15 protein-coding genes are annotated in these 16,461 nt (G+C 65.9%); 6 read left to right on the top strand and 9 right to left on the bottom strand.

Going from position 1 to position 16,461, the window contains the following annotated elements; translation table 11 throughout:
* Positions 1–50 precede the first annotated feature (50 nt).
* Positions 51–1,820: a hypothetical protein gene (locus Q4C89_RS02600; RefSeq protein WP_303101052.1), complete on the top strand. Its 1,770-nt coding sequence runs from the start codon at positions 51–53 to the stop codon at positions 1,818–1,820.
* Between the two features lie 110 nt (positions 1,821–1,930).
* Positions 1,931–3,496: an acyl--CoA ligase family protein gene (locus Q4C89_RS02595; protein ID WP_303101051.1), complete on the top strand. Its 1,566-nt coding sequence runs from the start codon at positions 1,931–1,933 to the stop codon at positions 3,494–3,496.
* A gap of 75 nt (positions 3,497–3,571) precedes the next feature.
* On the opposite strand, the gene Q4C89_RS02590 is transcribed toward Q4C89_RS02595, so the two are convergent.
* Both Q4C89_RS02590 and Q4C89_RS02585 read right to left on the bottom strand, forming a co-directional pair.
* A complete protein-coding gene (locus tag Q4C89_RS02590; protein WP_303101050.1) occupies positions 3,572–5,290 on the bottom strand; it encodes a DEAD/DEAH box helicase in 1,719 nt (572 codons plus the stop codon).
* Between the two features lie 131 nt (positions 5,291–5,421).
* Positions 5,422–7,320, bottom strand: coding sequence for a menaquinone biosynthesis decarboxylase (locus Q4C89_RS02585; RefSeq protein ID WP_303101049.1), 1,899 nt, complete (start codon positions 7,318–7,320; stop codon positions 5,422–5,424).
* 154 nt (positions 7,321–7,474) lie between these two features.
* On the opposite strand from Q4C89_RS02585, the gene Q4C89_RS02580 reads away from it, so the two are divergent.
* The 4 genes from Q4C89_RS02580 (at position 7,475) to Q4C89_RS02565 (ending at position 9,868) form a co-directional block, all read left to right on the top strand.
* Positions 7,475–8,233 (top strand): transporter substrate-binding domain-containing protein, encoded by a 759-nt coding sequence (locus Q4C89_RS02580; RefSeq protein WP_303101048.1) that lies wholly within the window; start codon positions 7,475–7,477, stop codon positions 8,231–8,233.
* Positions 8,234–8,303: 70 nt separating this feature from the next.
* Positions 8,304–8,975 (top strand): amino acid ABC transporter permease, encoded by a 672-nt coding sequence (locus Q4C89_RS02575; protein WP_303101047.1) that lies wholly within the window; start codon positions 8,304–8,306, stop codon positions 8,973–8,975.
* Between the two features lie 18 nt (positions 8,976–8,993).
* On the top strand, positions 8,994–9,557 hold the full coding sequence (locus Q4C89_RS02570; protein WP_303101046.1) for a phosphohydrolase: 564 nt from the start codon (positions 8,994–8,996) through the stop codon (positions 9,555–9,557).
* Between the two features lie 125 nt (positions 9,558–9,682).
* Entirely contained in the window at positions 9,683–9,868 is a 186-nt protein-coding gene (locus Q4C89_RS02565) for a hypothetical protein (RefSeq protein ID WP_303101045.1), read from the top strand.
* Between the two features lie 82 nt (positions 9,869–9,950).
* Here Q4C89_RS02565 and Q4C89_RS02560 read toward each other — a convergent pair whose 3' ends face one another.
* The 7 genes from Q4C89_RS02560 to ccsA form a co-directional block, all read right to left on the bottom strand.
* Positions 9,951–10,514: a ubiquinol-cytochrome c reductase iron-sulfur subunit gene (locus tag Q4C89_RS02560; RefSeq protein WP_303101044.1), complete on the bottom strand. Its 564-nt coding sequence runs from the start codon at positions 10,512–10,514 to the stop codon at positions 9,951–9,953.
* A complete protein-coding gene (locus Q4C89_RS02555) occupies positions 10,505–11,527 on the bottom strand; it encodes a c-type cytochrome (RefSeq protein ID WP_303101043.1) in 1,023 nt (340 codons plus the stop codon). Before Q4C89_RS02555 ends, Q4C89_RS02560 begins: the two co-directional genes overlap by 10 nt.
* Positions 11,524–12,120 carry a cytochrome c-type biogenesis protein CcmH gene (locus Q4C89_RS02550; protein ID WP_303101042.1) on the bottom strand — a complete coding sequence of 199 codons (597 nt, stop codon included), beginning with the start codon at positions 12,118–12,120 and terminating at the stop codon, positions 11,524–11,526. Before Q4C89_RS02550 ends, Q4C89_RS02555 begins: the two co-directional genes overlap by 4 nt.
* Positions 12,117–12,689 carry a thioredoxin family protein gene (locus Q4C89_RS02545; protein ID WP_303101041.1) on the bottom strand — a complete coding sequence of 191 codons (573 nt, stop codon included), beginning with the start codon at positions 12,687–12,689 and terminating at the stop codon, positions 12,117–12,119. The genes Q4C89_RS02550 and Q4C89_RS02545 overlap by 4 nt, the downstream gene beginning before the upstream one ends.
* Positions 12,686–14,671: a heme lyase CcmF/NrfE family subunit gene (locus Q4C89_RS02540; RefSeq protein WP_303101040.1), complete on the bottom strand. Its 1,986-nt coding sequence runs from the start codon at positions 14,669–14,671 to the stop codon at positions 12,686–12,688. The genes Q4C89_RS02545 and Q4C89_RS02540 overlap by 4 nt, the downstream gene beginning before the upstream one ends.
* A gap of 148 nt (positions 14,672–14,819) precedes the next feature.
* Positions 14,820–15,356, bottom strand: coding sequence for a cytochrome c maturation protein CcmE (ccmE, locus tag Q4C89_RS02535; RefSeq protein WP_303101039.1), 537 nt, complete (start codon positions 15,354–15,356; stop codon positions 14,820–14,822).
* A gap of 103 nt (positions 15,357–15,459) precedes the next feature.
* Positions 15,460–16,170 (bottom strand): cytochrome c biogenesis protein CcsA, encoded by a 711-nt coding sequence (gene ccsA, locus Q4C89_RS02530; protein WP_303101038.1) that lies wholly within the window; start codon positions 16,168–16,170, stop codon positions 15,460–15,462.
* Positions 16,171–16,461: the final 291 nt, after the last annotated feature.

Below are 16,461 nucleotides of genomic sequence, written 5' to 3'. Positions count from 1 at the left end.
CTTAGCCCTTCCCCCAGCAACTTTCCCCCTGACCCCCGCGTACTTGCTGCGTGAGGGTCTTTTTTCGGCTCGTGTTCGGCCTGCTGCTGCTCGGCGCGGGGCTGTGGCTCTACCGCCAAAGTCAGGACGGGGGGCAAATCACTTTTTCGCTGCCGCAGTGGAACGTCTTGCAGAACAGCACCACTGCACCCGCCGAAAATCCTTACGCCGAGTTGAATGATTCCGCGCCCACCGCCGTGCCGCAGGCCCCTCGCCCTTCCCCTTCCGATCAGGCCACTCCCAAGGCACCCGCTCAAATCGCCATTCCCAACACCGTTCCCCGCGTTCCTCCGCCCAGTGGCGTTTCCGGGCAGACGCCCCAGCAGCGGCAGGCGCGGCGCGAGGCGGAAGCACTGGCGCAGGCGATGGCCCGCCACCCCTCGGCGGCAGGCTGGCGGGCGCTGGCCGACGCGCAGGTGCGGCTGGGCGACTACGCGGCGGCGACCCGCGCCTACGACCAGGCCGCCGCCATATATCGGCGCGTGGGCGACGACATGACCGCCCGCGCCCTGGAGTACCTCGCCGCCCCCTTTCGGCAGACACTGGAAGTGCGGCGCATTGTTCCCAAAGCGGGAGCGACCCAGCCCAAGCTCGCCCGCCTGGAGCCGCCCCGCCGCCTTGCGCTGGGTATTTACGTCGGCAATGACGGCGTGCAGGGTGCGTGGGGACAGCCTGCCCGCCTCGCGCCCAAGCTGCGGCCCTTCGCGGTGGCGTTTCGGTACTGGAGATTCACGACCTCGGATGACCCCGCCCAGGTTTTCCCCGGGCGCTTTGCCCAGGCAGCGCGGGATGGTGGTGCGGCGCTGCACCTCGCGCTGGAACCGGGAATGCCGCTCTCGCAGCTTTCGGACGGGGTGATTCTGGCCTTTGCCCGCGAGGCGAAGGCGGCGGGGCTCCCCATCTTCATCCGTTTCGCCTCCGAGATGAACGACCCGCAAAACGACTGGGGCCGTGACCCCGCGCTTTACCGCCGCACCTTTGCGCGGGTGGCACGGATTCTGCACGCCGAGGCCCCCAACGTGGCTCTGGTCTGGATGCCGATGCCGGGCGACCTCGCCAAAATTGCCGAGTACTATCCTGGCCCGGCAGCAGTGGACTGGGCGGGCCTGAGCCTCTACTCGGTGCCGTTCGAGAATGGCGACCCCGAGAAGCCCCGCCTGACCGCGCACCCGCTGGCCGTGCTGGACGGCTTTTATCGCCAGTATGCGCCCAGACACCCCATTCAACTGTCCGAATACGCCGCCTCCGACCGCAGCGGGGCCGCGCCGAATCGGGACTTCGGCGCGTTCGCCGCCCGGCAACTGCGCGAAACGTACTGGGGCGCGTGGCTGAAGTACCCCCGGCTGAAGAATGTCAACTGGCTCGACATCGACATGCACGCGGGCGACCACAACGGCAAGGCCGAGGCGCGGCGCAACGATTACCGCCTGTTCGCCAGCGACGCCAAGTGGCGGAGTTTTGGGGCGGTCGCCGCTTTTCCCGCTTTTGCAGGGAGCTGGCAGGCCGCCACCTGCGCCGAGTGCGAAGTGCCGACCTCGCGCCCCTGGAACAGCCAGAGCGCGGGCCGCCGCCTGGACGGGGCGCTGTGGCTGACGACGGCGCGACCTGTGGGCGGGGTCAAACTCACGCTGGACGGGCAGAATGTCCCCGTTGAGCAAACCCTGCCGCACCGCCTCCGCCTGCCGCCTCTCGCGCCGGGCAAACATACGCTGCGGGTGCTGGTCTGGGACGAACACAGCCGCGAACTCTTGCGGACGGAGAAGGTGTTCGCGGTGAAGTAGGGGAGAGGCAGGAAGCCGCTGCCTGTCCAGAGAATTTTGCCCAACCTCACAGCCGGGACGTACAGTAAGCGCACCGCAAAACAAACGCCCGTTTTCTGGAGGTTGCCCGCATGATGACTCCCCTGACCCCGCTAGACCTCGTTCGCCGTGGCCTGAAACTCTACCCCGATCACACCGCCGTCATCGAACCCGGCGGGCCGCGCTTTACCTATGCCCAGTGGGGCCAGCGCATTTTTCGACTCGCCCGCGCGGTGCAGGCGGCGGGGTACGGCGGGCAGCACGTGGCGGTGTTGTCGCCCAACACGCACGGCGGCCTGCTGACCTACGCGGCGGTGCCCTGGGCGGGCAGCGTGCTGGTGCCGCTCAATACCCGCCTGACACCGGAGGAATACGCCTTTCAGTTGCGCCACGCCGAGGTCAAATTGCTGCTGGTGGACGAATCGCTGCACGAAAAAGTGCGCGAGGTCGCCGCCGAACAGGGCGTAGAGGTCTGGGTGATGGGGAACGGTGAGGCCGGGAAGGATTTCGAGGCCCGCCTCGCCGCGCAGGACGGCTCCCCGCTGTCCATTCCCGTGCAGGACGAGAACGACACCATCACCATCAACTTCACGTCCGGCACCACCTCCGACCCCAAAGGCGTGATGCTGACGCACCGCTCGACCATGCTCAATGCCATCGAGACGCTGTATTACTTCAAGGCCGACCAGGACACGGTTTATCTGCACACCCTCCCCGACTTTCACGCCAACGGCTGGGGCGGGGTCTGGAGTCCCTTCGGCGTGGGGGCGACCCATGTGACGCTGCCCGCCGTGCGTGCCGACGCCGCCTACGCCGCCATCGAGGAGTACGGCGTGACCCACCTCTGCGCCGCGCCCACCGTGCTGTCCATGCTCACCGACCCCGCCCACGCCCGCCCGGTGTCGCGTCCCATTCGCGTGGCGACGGCGGGCAGCCCGCCCCACGCCCGCACCATCGCCGACATGAACGCGCTGGGCTTTCATGTCACGCAGGTCTACGGCCTGACCGAGACCAGCCCGCTGATTACGGTGGCCGAACTGTCGGCGGCGCAGGAAGAACTGCCCACCCCGCGCCGCGCCGCGCTGATTGCCAAACAGGGCGTCGAGATGATTCTGGCGGGCGAGGTGGAGGTGTTCGACCAGCAGATGCAGCCCGTGCCCTACGACGGCGAAACGCTGGGCGAAATCATGGTGCGCGGCAATCTGGTCATGAAGGGCTACTACCGCAACGAGGAAGCCACCGCCAAAGCCTTGGAGCACGGCTGGTTCCACACGGGCGACGTGGCGGTGGTCCATCCCGACGGGCGCATCGAAATCCGTGACCGCAACAAGGACGTGATTATTTCGGGCGGCGAGAACATCAGCAGCGTGGAGGTTGAGGGCGTGCTCTACGCCCATCCCGCCGTGCGCGAAGCCGTGGTGGTCGCTATGCCCGACCAGAAATGGGGCGAGGTGCCCTGCGCCTTTATCGCCCTGCACGCGGGCCAGGAGGTCACGCCCGAGGCCCTCACGGCGCATGTGCGCGGGCATCTGGCAGGCTTCAAGGCTCCCAAGCACTATGAATTCCGCGACGATCTGCCCAAGACCGCCAGCGGCAAGTTCCAGAAATTCATCCTGCGGGCCGAACTGTGGCAGGGCAAGGCGCGTGGGGTGAACTGAGACTCGGGCGGGCAAAAAGAAGAAGCCGGAAGCTGACGCTTGGGCCTCCGGCTTTTCCTGTGTTCTGGTGTGGCTTCAGCGCCGCCCGCGTCCGCCGCGACCCTCTCCGCCCCGGCCCCCGCTGCCGCCGCTCTGCGGACGACCGCCGCGTGGCCCACTTTGCCCTCTCGCGCCCTGGCCCCGCCCGCTCTGGCCTGTGCTCTGGCGGGGGGCGTCTACCCCGTTGCCCGACCCCCGGCCCTGTTTTTCCTGAATGTCTTTGTCGATCAGGTGTTCTTGGTCGGTCTTGGGTGGGTGGAGGTGGGCGGGCAGACCCCGACGAACCTGCGCCCAGCGCTGGCGCTGCTCGGGGATGATGAACACGAGGTTACGCCCGCCGCGCCCCGCCCGCGCCGTGCGGCCTGAGCGGTGAACGTGGTCTTCGGAAGTGGTGGCGACATCGGCGTGAATGACCAAGCGCACTTCGGGCAGGTCGATGCCGCGCCCGGCGATGTCGGTGGCGACCAGCACGCGGGCCGTACCGTCACGCAGCTTCTCCATCACGCGCTCGCGTTTACGCTGGTCCATGTTGCCCTCAAGCGGCACGACTTCCTCGCCGGGGAGCATCTGCCCCAGCTTCTCGGCGCGGCGTTTGGTGAGCGCCTTGGTGCGGCAAAACACGACCGCGCAGCCGCCCGGTTCTTTCAAGGCTTCCCTGATTTCGCTGACGGCGTGTTCGAGCAGTTCGTCTTTGGTGGTGTCTTTGGCGACGTGCTCGGCGCGGCCTTCGCCCGCAGCGGCGACTTCACCAGGAGCCAGGGGCCGGGTTTCGGCGGGACTGGGCGGCTCAATGTCAATCCGGACAGGCTTACGCAGCACCCGTGCCGCCACACCGCGCACCTCTTCGGGGAAAGTGGCGGAGGCCAGCGCCACCTGAATTTCGCCGTGGTTGTGCCGCGCCGCCTGAGTGCGGGCTTCGTTCACAATCCACTCCACGTCCTTGAGGAAGCCCAGCGAGAGCAGTTCGTCGGCCTCGTCCAGCACGACATATTTGACGTGGGTCAGGCGCAGTTCGCCCTTGCCGATGAGGTCTTTGAGGCGTCCCGGCGTGCCGCTGATGACGCCCTTTTCGCTGGCCTCGCGCACGGTGGCGGCGGGGGTGATGCCGCCCGTGATGCGCCCGGCGCTGAGGCCGAGTTCGCGGGCCACGTCGCGGATTTGCACCGCCAGTTCGCGGGTGGGCGAGACGATCAGGACTTGCGGAGCCATGCCGCGCCCGCCCGCCGTGAAGCCGATGCCCCGCGCCGCCGCCGGAATCAGGAAGGCCAGCGTCTTGCCGCTGCCGGTGCGGGCGGTGGCGACCACGTCATGCCCGGTGAGCAGTTGCGGAATGGCGTACTCCTGCACGGGCGTCGGCTCGCGGCCTCCCAGCAGTTTGCGCCAGTCGTCGGGGCTGTCCAGCTTGACGGGGGCGGGGTGCAGGGCGCGGGGCTTTTCTTCGCGCTGGGGCTGGATCTGCCGGGTTTCGGCGCGGGGACGGGGCTGGCGGGCCTGCTGGGGGCGGTTCTGCCCTTGCCCGCGCTGCCCCTGCTGGCGCTGTCCGCCCGAACGTTGCGCGTCACCCTGGCGGGCGCTGCCCTGCACGGGTTCGGCTTCCCAGTCGCCGCTCTCGCCAAAGGCCATGCGGGCTTCGGGCAGGGGCGCGGGCCGGGGTTGACCGGGGCGTGAGCCGCCGGAGCGGTTGTTCTGGTTGCGTTGGCCCTGCTGATTCTGGGGACGACGTGGGCCGCCCCGGTTGTTGTTGCTGTCTGACATGCTGTCTCCGCCTCATGCACGCGCAGACGCCGAGGAAATAAAAGTTAGGGAACACTCCACAGAGGTTGAGGCTGCGCGGGTGGCGCGTTCGGGGGCGACTGTAGCACGGGGACAGGCTCCGGCACTGTTCGTCAGCGCCACTGCTCCGGCAGGCCCCAGACGTGCCACAGGGCGTCCACCCGGTTGCGTACCGCCTCGTCCATCACGATTTTCTTGGGCCAGTCGCGCACGAAGCCCTCTTCGGGGAGTTTGCGGCTGCCGTCCCAGGCCAGCAGCGTCTCGCCCGTCACGCCCTCCAGCACCCAGCAATCACGCTCGGGGTCCACGTTGTTCAGGATGGTCCACCACACGTCCCCCACGTCCTGCACGTCGGTTTCGGCGTCGGCAATCAGCAGGTGCCGAATGCCCTGCGCGGCGGGGTGTGCGGCAAAAGTCTCGGCCACTTCGCGGGCCTGACCGGGGCGGGTCTTGTCGAGCGAGACGTACCAGTACCCGTCCTGGGTCTGCCGCTGCGCCAGCACGCCCTCGACTTCGGGGAGACTCTGAACCGAAAAAATCTCGCGCAGGGTACGCCCCATCGTGAGGGTCAGGGGGTCGGTGGGCAGCACGTCGTTCGCCTGTTCGGGCCGACTGCTGACGCCGCTGCCGACTTCCTCCGGGCGCTTGGTGGTCGCGTCGATAATCAGCTTGCCGCCGTAGCCCCAGCCCCGGCTGGAATGGTCGAGCACGTCAATCGGCCCGCGTCCGGTCAGCGTGTCGCGCCCCGGCACCGCCTTTTGCGTCACCTCGCGCCACACGGCGTCCATGTCGTTGACTTTCACGTCTTCATCCACGACCACGATGACCTTGGCGAACATCATCTGCCCCAGCCCGAAAAGGCCGTTGGCGACCTTGTACGCCTGCCCCGGATAGCTCTTTTTGATGCTGACGACCACCAAGTTGTGCGCGACACCTGCGGGCGGCATGTGGTAATCCACGATTTCGGGAATGATGAGCTGCGCGGCGGGCAAAAACAGCCGCTCGGACGCTTCGATGAGGTACGCATCCTCCATCGGCGGGCGGCCCACGATGGTGGCGGGGTAAACGGGGTTGCGCCGCATGGTCACACAGGTGACGTGGAAGAGCGGGTAAAGGTCGGGCAGCGTGTAAAAGCCGGTGTGGTCGCCGAACGGCCCTTCCACCACCCATTCTTCCTGCGGGTCCACATAGCCTTCGAGGATAAATTCGGCGTTGGCAGGCACTTCCAGATCCACCGTCAGCCCCCGCACCACCGGGTAGCGTTGTCCACGCAGATAACCCGCCACCGAGAATTCGTTCAGCCCCGGCACGGGCGGAATGGGCGCGGTCGCCGCGTAGATCAGCGCGGGGTCGCCGCCAATCGCCACGGCCACCTCCAGCTTCTGCCCACGCGCTTTGGCCTTTTCCAGATGCCGCGTGCCCGTTTTGTGGCGTTGCCAGTGCATCCCGGTGGTGTTCTTGCTCATCACCTGCATGCGGTACATGCCCATGTTGCGCTCGCCCGTTTCGGGGTCTTTGGTGATGACCAGCGGGAAAGTCACGAAGGGGCCGCCGTCCTCGGGCCAGCACTTCAGCACCGGGATGTTGCTCAGGTCAACCTCGTCGCCGCGCCAGACGACTTCCTGCACGGGGGCCGTCTGCACGCGCTGGGGGGGCAGGTTCATCGCGTCGCGCAGCTTGGGCAGGTTGCCCAGCAGCCCCCACTTGCTGCCGCCGCCCCCCAGGTCAATCAGGGCGCGAATTTTCTGGGCGAGTTCGTCCAGGTCGTTCACGCCGACCGCCAGCGCCATCCTTTCCCGCGTCCCCATCAGGCCCATGACCACCGGAAAGTCGCTGCCCTTCACGTTCTCGAACAGCACGGCGGGGCCACCCTTTTTCACCAGTCGGTCACTGATTTCGGTGATTTCCAGGTCACGCGAAACGGGCGCAGACACGCGCAGCAGTTCGCCGCGTTCCTCCAGCAGACGGATAAAGGACTGAATATCGGGGAAGGCTTGGGCAGGGCGAGGCATAGCATCAGCATAGGCGAGTCGCCCGAAAAAACCGTACCCAGGGACAGCTTGCAGGTCATCTTAGAGAAGGCTCATCCCCAAGTTGATAAAACTTGTCATCTTAGGGAATTGAACTCGCTGCGGTTCAATCCGGCTGCGGCGACAGGAGGAACACATGAACAAAGTTGCACTTCTCGCTCTGGCCCTCACGGTCAGCGTGGCCTCGGCGGCCGCACCCCAGACCCTCACCAAAGGCGTGCTGAAAATCGGCATGGAAGGCACCTACCCGCCCTTTACCTATAAGGACGACAAGGGCAACCTGACCGGATTCGACGTGGACATCGCCAAGGCGGTCGCCGCCAAGCTGGGCCTCAAGCCTGAATTCGTGCTGACCGAGTGGAGCGGCATTCTCGCCGGGTTGCAGGCGAACAAGTACGACGTGATCGTCAACCAGGTCGGCGTGACCGACGAGCGCAAGAAGGCGATTGGGTTCAGCACGCCCTACGCCTACTCCAGCCCGCAAATCATCGTGAAGAAGTCGGGAACATTCGCGCCCAAGACGTTGGCTGACCTCAAGGGCAAGCGCGTGGGCGTGGGCCTGGGCAGCAACTTCGAGAAGGAACTGCGGGCGGCGGGCGGCATCAACGTGGTGACGTATCCCGGCGCTCCCGAGTACTTGGCCGACCTCGCCGCCGGACGCCTGGACGCCGCTTATAACGACCGCCTGCTGGTCGGCTACCTCATCAAGCAGCAGGGGCTGCCCGTGCGCGGGGCCGGGGTCATCGGCAAGCCTGAACCCGTCGCCATCGCCATGAAAAAGACCAACACCGGACTGCAAGCCGCCGTCAACCGGGCGCTGCTGCAACTCAAGGCCGATGGCACCTATGCCAAAATCAGCCGCAAATGGTTCGGTCAAGACGTCAGCAAGCCTTGAATCGGCATACTCCGCTCCTTCTCCTTCGGCGCGAGGGAGAGGGGGTTTTCATTTTCGCGCGGGGTAAGGCATGAACACCGAACAATTCCAACTCGTGCTGCAAAGCGCCTGGGCCGCCCTGCCCACGCTGCTGGCGGCGACCCCGGTCACGCTGGGATTTGCGCTGGGGGCCATGTTGCTGGGGCTGCCGCTGGGCCTGCTGGTGGCGCTGGCGCGGCTGTCTCCGTTTGCGCCGCTGCGGGGCCTGAGCAGCCTGTTCGTGTCGTTCATGCGCGGCACGCCGCTGCTGGTGCAGATTTTCGTCATCTACTACGGCCTGCCGAGTCTGGGCATCACCCTGAACCCGGTGATGGGCGGCATCATCGCCCTCACGCTGAATGCGGCGGCGTACCTCAGCGAAACGATACGGGCCGCCATTCTCAGCATTCCCAAGGGCCAGCGCGAGGCGGCGACCAGTCTGGGCCTGACTTCGGGGCAGACCATGCGCCTGATTGTGCTGCCCCAGGCGACGCGGGTGGCCCTGCCCAGCCTCAGTAACACGCTGATCGGGTTGGTCAAGGACACGTCGCTGGTGTCGGTCATCACGGTGGTCGAACTGCTGCGGAGCGCCCAACTGGTCATCGCCCGCACCTTCGAACCGTTCGGGCCGTATCTGGCGGCGGCGCTGATTTACTGGCTGATTTCCAGCCTGCTGGAACTGGTGCAAAAGGCGCTGGAACGCCGCTTTTCGCGGGGAAGCTGACCCGCTATGCTTCGCCCCATGACGCCTGACCCCGAACTGGTCGCGGCGGCCCGTACCTTCACTCTGCCGTTTTACGCCGAGCCGGAGCGGGCCTACCACAACGCGGCGCACGTCGAGTCCATGCTGGCGGCGCTGCACAGCCGGGGGGTGCTGACGCCCGAACTGGCGCTGGCCTGCTGGGGCCACGACCTCGTCTACGACGCACGGGCCACCGATAACGAAGAACGCAGTGCCGTGATTTTCGACGACTGGCTGGCCGCGCAGGGGGTCAGGCCGGAGGTGCGTACCCGCATTCGGGCCATGATTCTGGCGACCCGCCACGCTGCTGCGCCCACGGACCGCGAACAGGCGCTGCTGGTGGACGCCGACCTCGCCATTCTGGGAGCGGACGCCGCCACGTTCGACGCTTACGACGCGGCCATTCGGCAGGAGTACGCCCACGTGCCCGGCCTGCTCTACCGGCTGGGTCGCCGCAAGGTGTTGCGCGGCTTTTTGAACCGTGAGCGGCTGTACACCACGCCCGAGTTTGCCGGACTGGAAGCGCAGGCGCGGGACAATCTGCGGCGCGTTCTGCGGACATGACTGGTCAATCTCCCGGTCAGCTTTTCCGGGCACCATTGACTAACCCTGTGCCAAGCCTCCCCACATCTGCCATGTGGAGCTGCTCCTTAGACTGGGTTCAAGTTCATTCTCAGGAGGTTCAAGTTATGGCCGACGACAAGCAGAACAGCACTGGTACGGATACCGCCCCCGCCGACATTACCGCTCCCGCAGGCAGCCGCGCCGACGGCGTGAGCGAGGGAGCCAACACCAACTTCGGCCCCACGCTTGATGCCGTTCCTCACGCGGACGGTGAGACGAAGCCCTCCACCGAGGACAGCGACAAGAAGTAACCTCCAGCAAGTCATTTCCCCCTGCGCGGTTCCCTCTAGAGAGTGAGGGAGCCGCGTTTATCCTGGGCCGTTCAGCCCCGTATCAGGCAGGCGGCTCCACACGCGGGTCAGGCTCCAGCCCCTGCGCGTAGATCTGCCCGCCCTGCTCGGTCAGTTGCACACGGGCCAGCGGATGCAGCGCTTTACCAAAGACGCTCGCTCCCTGCTGCTGCGGGTCGAACACGCTGAAATGACAGGGACAACCGAGCATGGGATGCTGGGCGCGGTAGTTGTAGGTCAGCGCCAGCAGTTCGGTGTCCTCAATCGGGTTGACCTGACAGCCCAGATGCGTACACAGCCGCGAGTAGGCCGCGAAATGCCGTCCGCCGACGCTGAGACTCGTGGGCGTGGGCTGAGGCAATTGCATCAGCAGGCACGGCGTTTTCTGGTAGGTGAATTCTTTGAAGGAGTACGGCCCCCGCAGGTCGCTCAGTGCCGCCACCCGCTGCTTCGGCCCGCTCTGGTACCTGGGCTGGTCGGGCACCGTTTTGCTGAAGGTGACGCGGCGGGCGTAGTTCGCCATGTAGCCGAACGCGCCCACCGTGCCCGCCACGGGCAGCACCCACCAGTAGCTCAGCAGCGTGCGCTTGGACTGGTCTACGGCCATGACTCACCCTGCAAGGTCTTCACCAGCGCGTCCAGTTGCTTGCCTTCCAGTTGGGGAAAAGCGGGCATTCCCGTCGCGCCGTTCAGCACGATTTGCCGCAGCGCCGCTTCGTTCCTGAGGGCAGGCGAGCCGACCAGTTTGGGACCAGTGCCGCCCTCGCCCTTCTGTCCGTGACAGCTCGCGCAGTTCTGGGCAAAGACCAGTCGGCCGTCCACCTGTCCGCCCACCTTGGCCTGATACTCCACCAGCAACTCGTCGGCGTCACGCCCGCCCGGGTCGAGTTTGCGGTAGGTTTCCAGCGCCTTGATGCCCTCGGCATACTGCCCGAACAGGCCCAGGCCGTAGCCGTAGAGCAGTTGGCCTTCGGGGGCTTGCGGGTCGAGGGCCACGCTGCGGGCGATAAAGCTCATGCCGTCGCGGGCCATTTCCCGGCTGCTCAGCAGGGCGTAGCCGACCCGCCGCAGGGCTTTGGCGTTGTCGCGCTCTTTCAGCAACACCTGGGTATAGGCTTTGGCGGCTTCGTTGAATTTGCCTGCGTCCCAGGCGGCGTCGCCCCAGGCGAGATAGTCGGCGGGAACCTGGGTTTTTTCGGCCCTTGCCGCCAGCCTGGGCAGTTCCGATGCGCCGCGCAGTTGGGCCTGTTCGTTGGGCGAGAGGCCGATATTGCGCCACTGCGGAAGAAAAGTCGCGCTGCCCACGCCCAGCAGCAGCGCCACCCCCAGCAGGGTCGCCGCCGCGGTGGGCAGGGCGGGCCGCGCCTGGGCCGCAGCGGGAGCGGGCGGCAGGGCGTCCAGTTCGTGCAGCACCTGGGTCAGCCGCACTTTTTCGCGGGTCAGGGTGCCTGCGTCGGTGCCCGCACTTTCCAGTTCGCGCAGGTTGCCGAGCAGCAGTTCCCTTTCTTCTTCCAGTTCGGTGCGGCGGGTGTCTTGCGAGGTCAGGCGGGTGGGGGCCAGAATCGGCAGCAGCAGCAGTGCAAAAGCCAGCGTGCCGAGGACGAGCAACACGAAAATCATGCCCGTTCCTCCCCGCCCTGGCGTTCGCGCAGCAATTCGGAGATACGGCGCTCTTCCTCGGCGGTCAGGGTGCGCTCGGGGGCGCGGCTGGCGCGGCGCAGATAGCCCTGCCACAGCCCGACGCCCAGCACCAGCGCCCCTACCGGAAAGCCCCACAGAAGCCAGTTGATGCCGCGCCGGGGCGGTTCCATCAGGATGCGCTCGCCATAGCTCGCCACGAAGCGGTCCAGAATCTGCCGTTCGCTCTGGCCCTGGCGAATGCCGTCACGCACCTCGTTCATCATCTGGCGCGAGATGTCGGTCTGACTCTGGGCGATGCTCTCGCCCGAGCAAATCGGGCAGTGCAGCTTGGATCCGATGCGCTGGGCCTGCCGCTCCTGCTCCACCGTCAGCGGTACGGGCGCGGTGCGGTCCACCTCTGCCACGCCCGTGCGTACCGAGTCGGCGCGGCCCTTCTGGTCGGTGTTCTCGGGTGCGGGTTGGGCAGGGGCCGCCTGGGTCGCGTTTTGCCCGGCGGGGGTACTGGTCGCCCCTTGCGCTCCTGCCCCACCGAGCAGCAAAACTGCCGTCAGCAACGCGGCTTTCCCCCTCACAGCCCCGCCTTTTTCAACGCCTCGCGCAGTTCGGGTTCCTCAATCGGGCCGTCTTTGATATGCACGACTTTGCCGCTGCCGTCCACGATGAAGGTAATCGGCAGTTTGCCCACGCCGTAGCTCAGCGCCGTCCGCGATTTGGGGTCGAGCAGCGCAGGATAAATCAGGCCGTAATCGTCCATGAATTTGCGGGCATCATTCGGCTGGTCGTTGTAGATGATGCCGTAAAACTCGGCCTTGCCCGCCGTTTCCTGCGAGAGTTTAGAAAACATGGGCGCTTCCTGACGGCAGGGCACGCACCACGACGCCCAGAAATTGATGACGACGGGCTTGCCCTGCGCGGCGGTCAGCGCGTGGGTTTTGCCGCCGAGGTCTTGCAGCGCGAAGGCAGGCGCGGGTTTGTTCAGCAGCGCGGAGCCGCCTTCGGGGTCGGGGGTAAAGAGGCCGTAGGCCAGCAGCCCGACCAGTCCCAGCATGGACACAGGCACAATCCAGCGCGTCCAGGAGGCTTTTTTGCGGGGCGGCTCTTGGCGATTTGGGTCTTGAAGGGTGGTTTCGGGTTGGGTCATGCGGTGACTCCTTGGGGCAAGGCCCGCGCCGCCACGGTTTCGCGCACGGGGGCGGTCACGCTCAGGCCCGTGCCGAGCAGCAGCACGAAGCCGCCCCACCAGATCCAACTCACCAGCGGCGAGTCGATCACGGCGACGGTGGCCCATTTCTCGTTCACGTCGGCGGCCAGCAGCGTGACATAGGTGTCGCCCATCAGGTGGTATTTGACGGCGGGCATGGCGACGGTCTGCGGCATGTTGACATAGGTGTTGACTTTGGGGGTCAGCGTTTCGTTGCCGACCTTGACCGTCGCCACGATGGACTGACGCTCGGGCCGCCGCTCGTTGCCCAGCGCGGTCAGGGTGACGGTTTTGCCCAGCACGGTCTGCGGCGTGCCGGGACGCAGGGTGACTTCCTGGCGGGCCTTGTAGGTGCTGCTAAAGCCGATGCCGATTGCCATCAGCACGATGCCCAGGTGGGCCAGATAAGCCCCGTAGCGGCGCGGATGTTCGCGCACCAGCCCAGGCAAGGCCCCCAGCCCGCCCCGCGCCCGCACGCTGCTGCCGACCAGCCCAGCCAGCCCGACCACGTTGTAGGCGCACAGCCCCAGCGTCAGCGCCAGCCCAGGGTTACGAATGCCGAAGACGAAGGCCAGAAGTGTCCCAGCCACGAAGGCCAGCACGGGCCACTGCGCCAGCTTCCAGAGGCTCTTGAGGCTGCCGTCGCCCGCCTTGCGCCAGGGCAGCACGGGGCCGACGCCCATCAGCAGCAGCAAGAGCAGGCCAATCGGAATGGCGAAGAAGTTGTAGAACGGTTCACCGACGCTGGTGCGGATGCCGCGCACCGCTTCCACCAGCACAGGAAACAGCGTGCCGAGGACGACCAGCAGCGCGAACACCACGAACACCACGTTGCCGCCCAGGATGGAGCCTTCGCGGGAGACGGGGCTGTCCAGGCTGTGCGGGTCGCGGATTTCGGGCAGCCGCCACGTGGCGAGGCCCACGCCCAGCGCCACCAGCACCACGAAAAAGCCCAGGAAGACAGGCCCAATCGGGCCGTTGGAAAAGGCGTGAACACTTTCCACCACGCCCGAGCGGGTCAGGAAGGTGCCGAGAACGGTGGCGGCGTAGGCAAAGACAATCAGGTAAATGTTCCAGGTCTTGAGCATCCGCCGCCGTTCCTGAATCTGAACACTGTGCAAGAAGGCCGTCGCCAGCAGCCAGGGAATGAACGAGGCGTTTTCCACCGGGTCCCAGGCCCAGTAGCCGCCCCAGCCCAGAATTTCGTAGCTCCACCAGCCGCCCGCCGCAATCGCCGCCGACAGGAAGCCCCAGGCCACCAGCGTCCAGCGGCGGGTCTGTACCAGCCACGACTCGCCCAGCCGCCCGGTAATCATGGCAGCGACGGCGTAGGCAAAGGGCACGCTCAGGCCCACGAAGCCCAGGTACATCAGCACCGGGTGAACCGCCATCATCCAGTGGTTTTGCAGCAGCGGGTTGGGGCCGCGCCCTTCCTGCGGCACGTCCACCACGGGAGTAAACGGACTGGCGACGGTCAGGTTCAGCCCCACGAAAAACACCACCGACAGCGCCATGACCGCCAGCACCCAGGGCCGCAGCACGTCCCGCCGCGCCGTCAGGCTGACCAGAAAGGCGTACAGCGACAGAATCCAGGCCCACAGCAAGATCGAGCCTTCCAGTGCGGCCCACAGCGTCACCCATTTGACCCACAGCGGCGAGACGGTCATGGAATGGCTGGCGACATAGCGCACCGAAAAGTCGTCGGTCAGGATGGCGTATTGCAAGAGGCCGATGGCGGCGGTCACGAAGGCGAAATTGCCCCAGGTGGCGTAGCGGGCCATTTCGGTCAGGCGTTCGTCACCGCGCCGCCCCGCCAGCACGCCCGAGATGAGGGCCACCAGGGCAAAACCGAGCGCCAGCAGCAGCGAAAGCGTGCCCGCCGCGCCTGTGTGGGAAAAGTTGTAGCCGAGAAAGTCGAGCATGTGTGTTGGCAGAAGGCAGAGGGCAGAAGGCGGATGGCAGGGCACGGGGGCCAGCGCTTCGGCTTTGGATGAAGGGGAAACATCCCCAGAACCTTCAACCTTCGCTCAGAACCCCCCGCCATCTGCCTTCAGCCTTCAGCCTTCTGCGTCACTGCGTTCCCCCCTCGTTCAGAATCTTCTTCAGGTCCTGCGGCGTGTACTGGCCCTCGCCCTTGCTGTCGTCGGCCTTGTATTCCTCGGAGTGCTTGACCAGCAGCGTTTTGCCATGAAAGACGCCCTGCTGCATCTGGCCTTCCATGACCACCACGGCGTCGTTGCGAAACAGGTCGGGCACCGCGCCCGTGTACTGCACCGGGTACGAGGTCTGCCCGTCGGTCATGTTGAACTTGAGGTTCAGGGTGTCGCGGTTATAGACCACGTCTTTGGCGAGGCCGCCCATGCGCAGCGTCTTGTCCGCGAACTTGGCGGTGTCCTGCTGGTACTCGGTGGGCAGGACGTAGTAGACGAGGTTGTTGTTGGCGTTGCTCAGTACCATGTACCCGATCAGGCCGAGCACCGCCGCGCCCGCCAGCAGCAGGGGCAGGCGGTTACGCTGACGCTGCCGGGCGGGGGGCAGGGGCGTGCCGGGAAACTGGCCCGGCGTCGGGGAGGCGGGGGGCGGGGGGGCAGGGTGAGGGGTGGTCATCGCTGTTCCTCCACGCGCTTCAGGCGGGCCAGAATCCAGCCGATATAGCCGAAGATGCTGACGAAAGTCACGCCGTAGACCCAGGCGACGAATACGGTATACATCACAGCCCTCCTTGCGGCCCGGTCAGCCGCAGTTGCGCTTCTTCACGTTCCAGTTCGCGCCGCTCCTCTTCCTTGGCGAGCAGGCCGCGCAGCCGCACCATGAAGAAATAGAGGACCGTGAAGGCAGCCAGCATGGTGAAAAAAGCCTGCATCATGCGCGGGTCGGCGGACAGTTCCAGCTTGCCCAGCAGCTTGACGGTGGGCGTCTGGTGAATGGAGCGCCACCAGTACACGCTCATGTAGTTGATGGGAATGTAGAGCGTGCCCACGATGCCCAGCACGGCGGCGACGCGGGCGCGGCGGTGGGGGTCGTCGATCAGCCCGCGAATGATGAAGTAGCCGATGTAGATCAGCAGACCGACGGCGGTGGTGGTCAGGCGCGGGTCCCACGTCCAGTAGGTGCCCCAGGTCGGTTTGGCCCACAGGCTGCCCGAAAACAGCGCCAGCGCGGTCATCAGCACGCCGATTTCGGCACTGCTCAGCGCCACGCGGTCAAAGCGGGTGTCGCGCCGGATCAGGTAGAGCAGGCTGTAGATCATGGTGCCGATGTAGGCCAGGTAGCTGGTCCAGGCGGCAGGAACGTGCAGGTAGTAGATACGCACCAGTTCCTTCTGGTTGATGTCGGGTGGAGAGACGAAGGACAGATACAGCCCCACCGCCAGCAGCAGCAGGCCGAGTCCTCCGAGGGCAGCAGTCAGACGGTCCTTCATAGGTCAGTCCCCAATAGACCATGAACGCGGTCAGCCATTTGTCTATCCGGCGGCGCTCTGAACGCAGCAGGCCAGAGAGAGAAGGTTTTATGTTAATATCGTAAAATATGCCTAGAATTTAGCAAAAATCTTCGATCCAGTTGCCTGTCTTTCTGCGCCTGTCCCGTTTCTCCGCCCAGCCTCAAGCGCCGCTCAAGCTTCTGTGAGCTTTGTGATAGAGAATTTGCCGTACTGTACGCATTCTAGGCCACTTGACTTAGTGGCGCGTGGCTTGCCCGTCACCTGAAAACT

Source organism: Deinococcus sp. (genome assembly GCF_030523985.1).
GTDB lineage: Bacteria > Deinococcota > Deinococci > Deinococcales > Deinococcaceae > Deinococcus.
Note: the sequence above shows the minus strand (reverse complement) of the source record. Positions and strands in the feature narration are given on the sequence as shown.

What these genes read in the sequence shown, in the direction of transcription:
- Q4C89_RS02595 (WP_303101051.1), top strand. Translation starts at nt 1,931, where the DNA reads ATGATGACTCCCCTGACCCCGCTAGACCTCGTTCGCCGTGGCCTGAAA.
- Q4C89_RS02590 (WP_303101050.1), bottom strand. Translation starts at nt 5,290, where the DNA reads ATGTCAGACAGCAACAACAACCGGGGCGGCCCACGTCGTCCCCAGAAT.
- Q4C89_RS02585 (WP_303101049.1), bottom strand. Translation starts at nt 7,320, where the DNA reads ATGCCTCGCCCTGCCCAAGCCTTCCCCGATATTCAGTCCTTTATCCGT.
- Q4C89_RS02580 (WP_303101048.1), top strand. Translation starts at nt 7,475, where the DNA reads ATGAACAAAGTTGCACTTCTCGCTCTGGCCCTCACGGTCAGCGTGGCC.
- Q4C89_RS02575 (WP_303101047.1), top strand. Translation starts at nt 8,304, where the DNA reads ATGAACACCGAACAATTCCAACTCGTGCTGCAAAGCGCCTGGGCCGCC.
- Q4C89_RS02570 (WP_303101046.1), top strand. Translation starts at nt 8,994, where the DNA reads ATGACGCCTGACCCCGAACTGGTCGCGGCGGCCCGTACCTTCACTCTG.
- Q4C89_RS02565 (WP_303101045.1), top strand. Translation starts at nt 9,683, where the DNA reads ATGGCCGACGACAAGCAGAACAGCACTGGTACGGATACCGCCCCCGCC.
- Q4C89_RS02560 (WP_303101044.1), bottom strand. Translation starts at nt 10,514, where the DNA reads ATGGCCGTAGACCAGTCCAAGCGCACGCTGCTGAGCTACTGGTGGGTG.
- Q4C89_RS02555 (WP_303101043.1), bottom strand. Translation starts at nt 11,527, where the DNA reads ATGATTTTCGTGTTGCTCGTCCTCGGCACGCTGGCTTTTGCACTGCTG.
- Q4C89_RS02545 (WP_303101041.1), bottom strand. Translation starts at nt 12,689, where the DNA reads ATGACCCAACCCGAAACCACCCTTCAAGACCCAAATCGCCAAGAGCCG.
- Q4C89_RS02540 (WP_303101040.1), bottom strand. Translation starts at nt 14,671, where the DNA reads ATGCTCGACTTTCTCGGCTACAACTTTTCCCACACAGGCGCGGCGGGC.
- ccmE (WP_303101039.1), bottom strand. Translation starts at nt 15,356, where the DNA reads ATGACCACCCCTCACCCTGCCCCCCCGCCCCCCGCCTCCCCGACGCCG.
- ccsA (WP_303101038.1), bottom strand. Translation starts at nt 16,170, where the DNA reads ATGAAGGACCGTCTGACTGCTGCCCTCGGAGGACTCGGCCTGCTGCTG.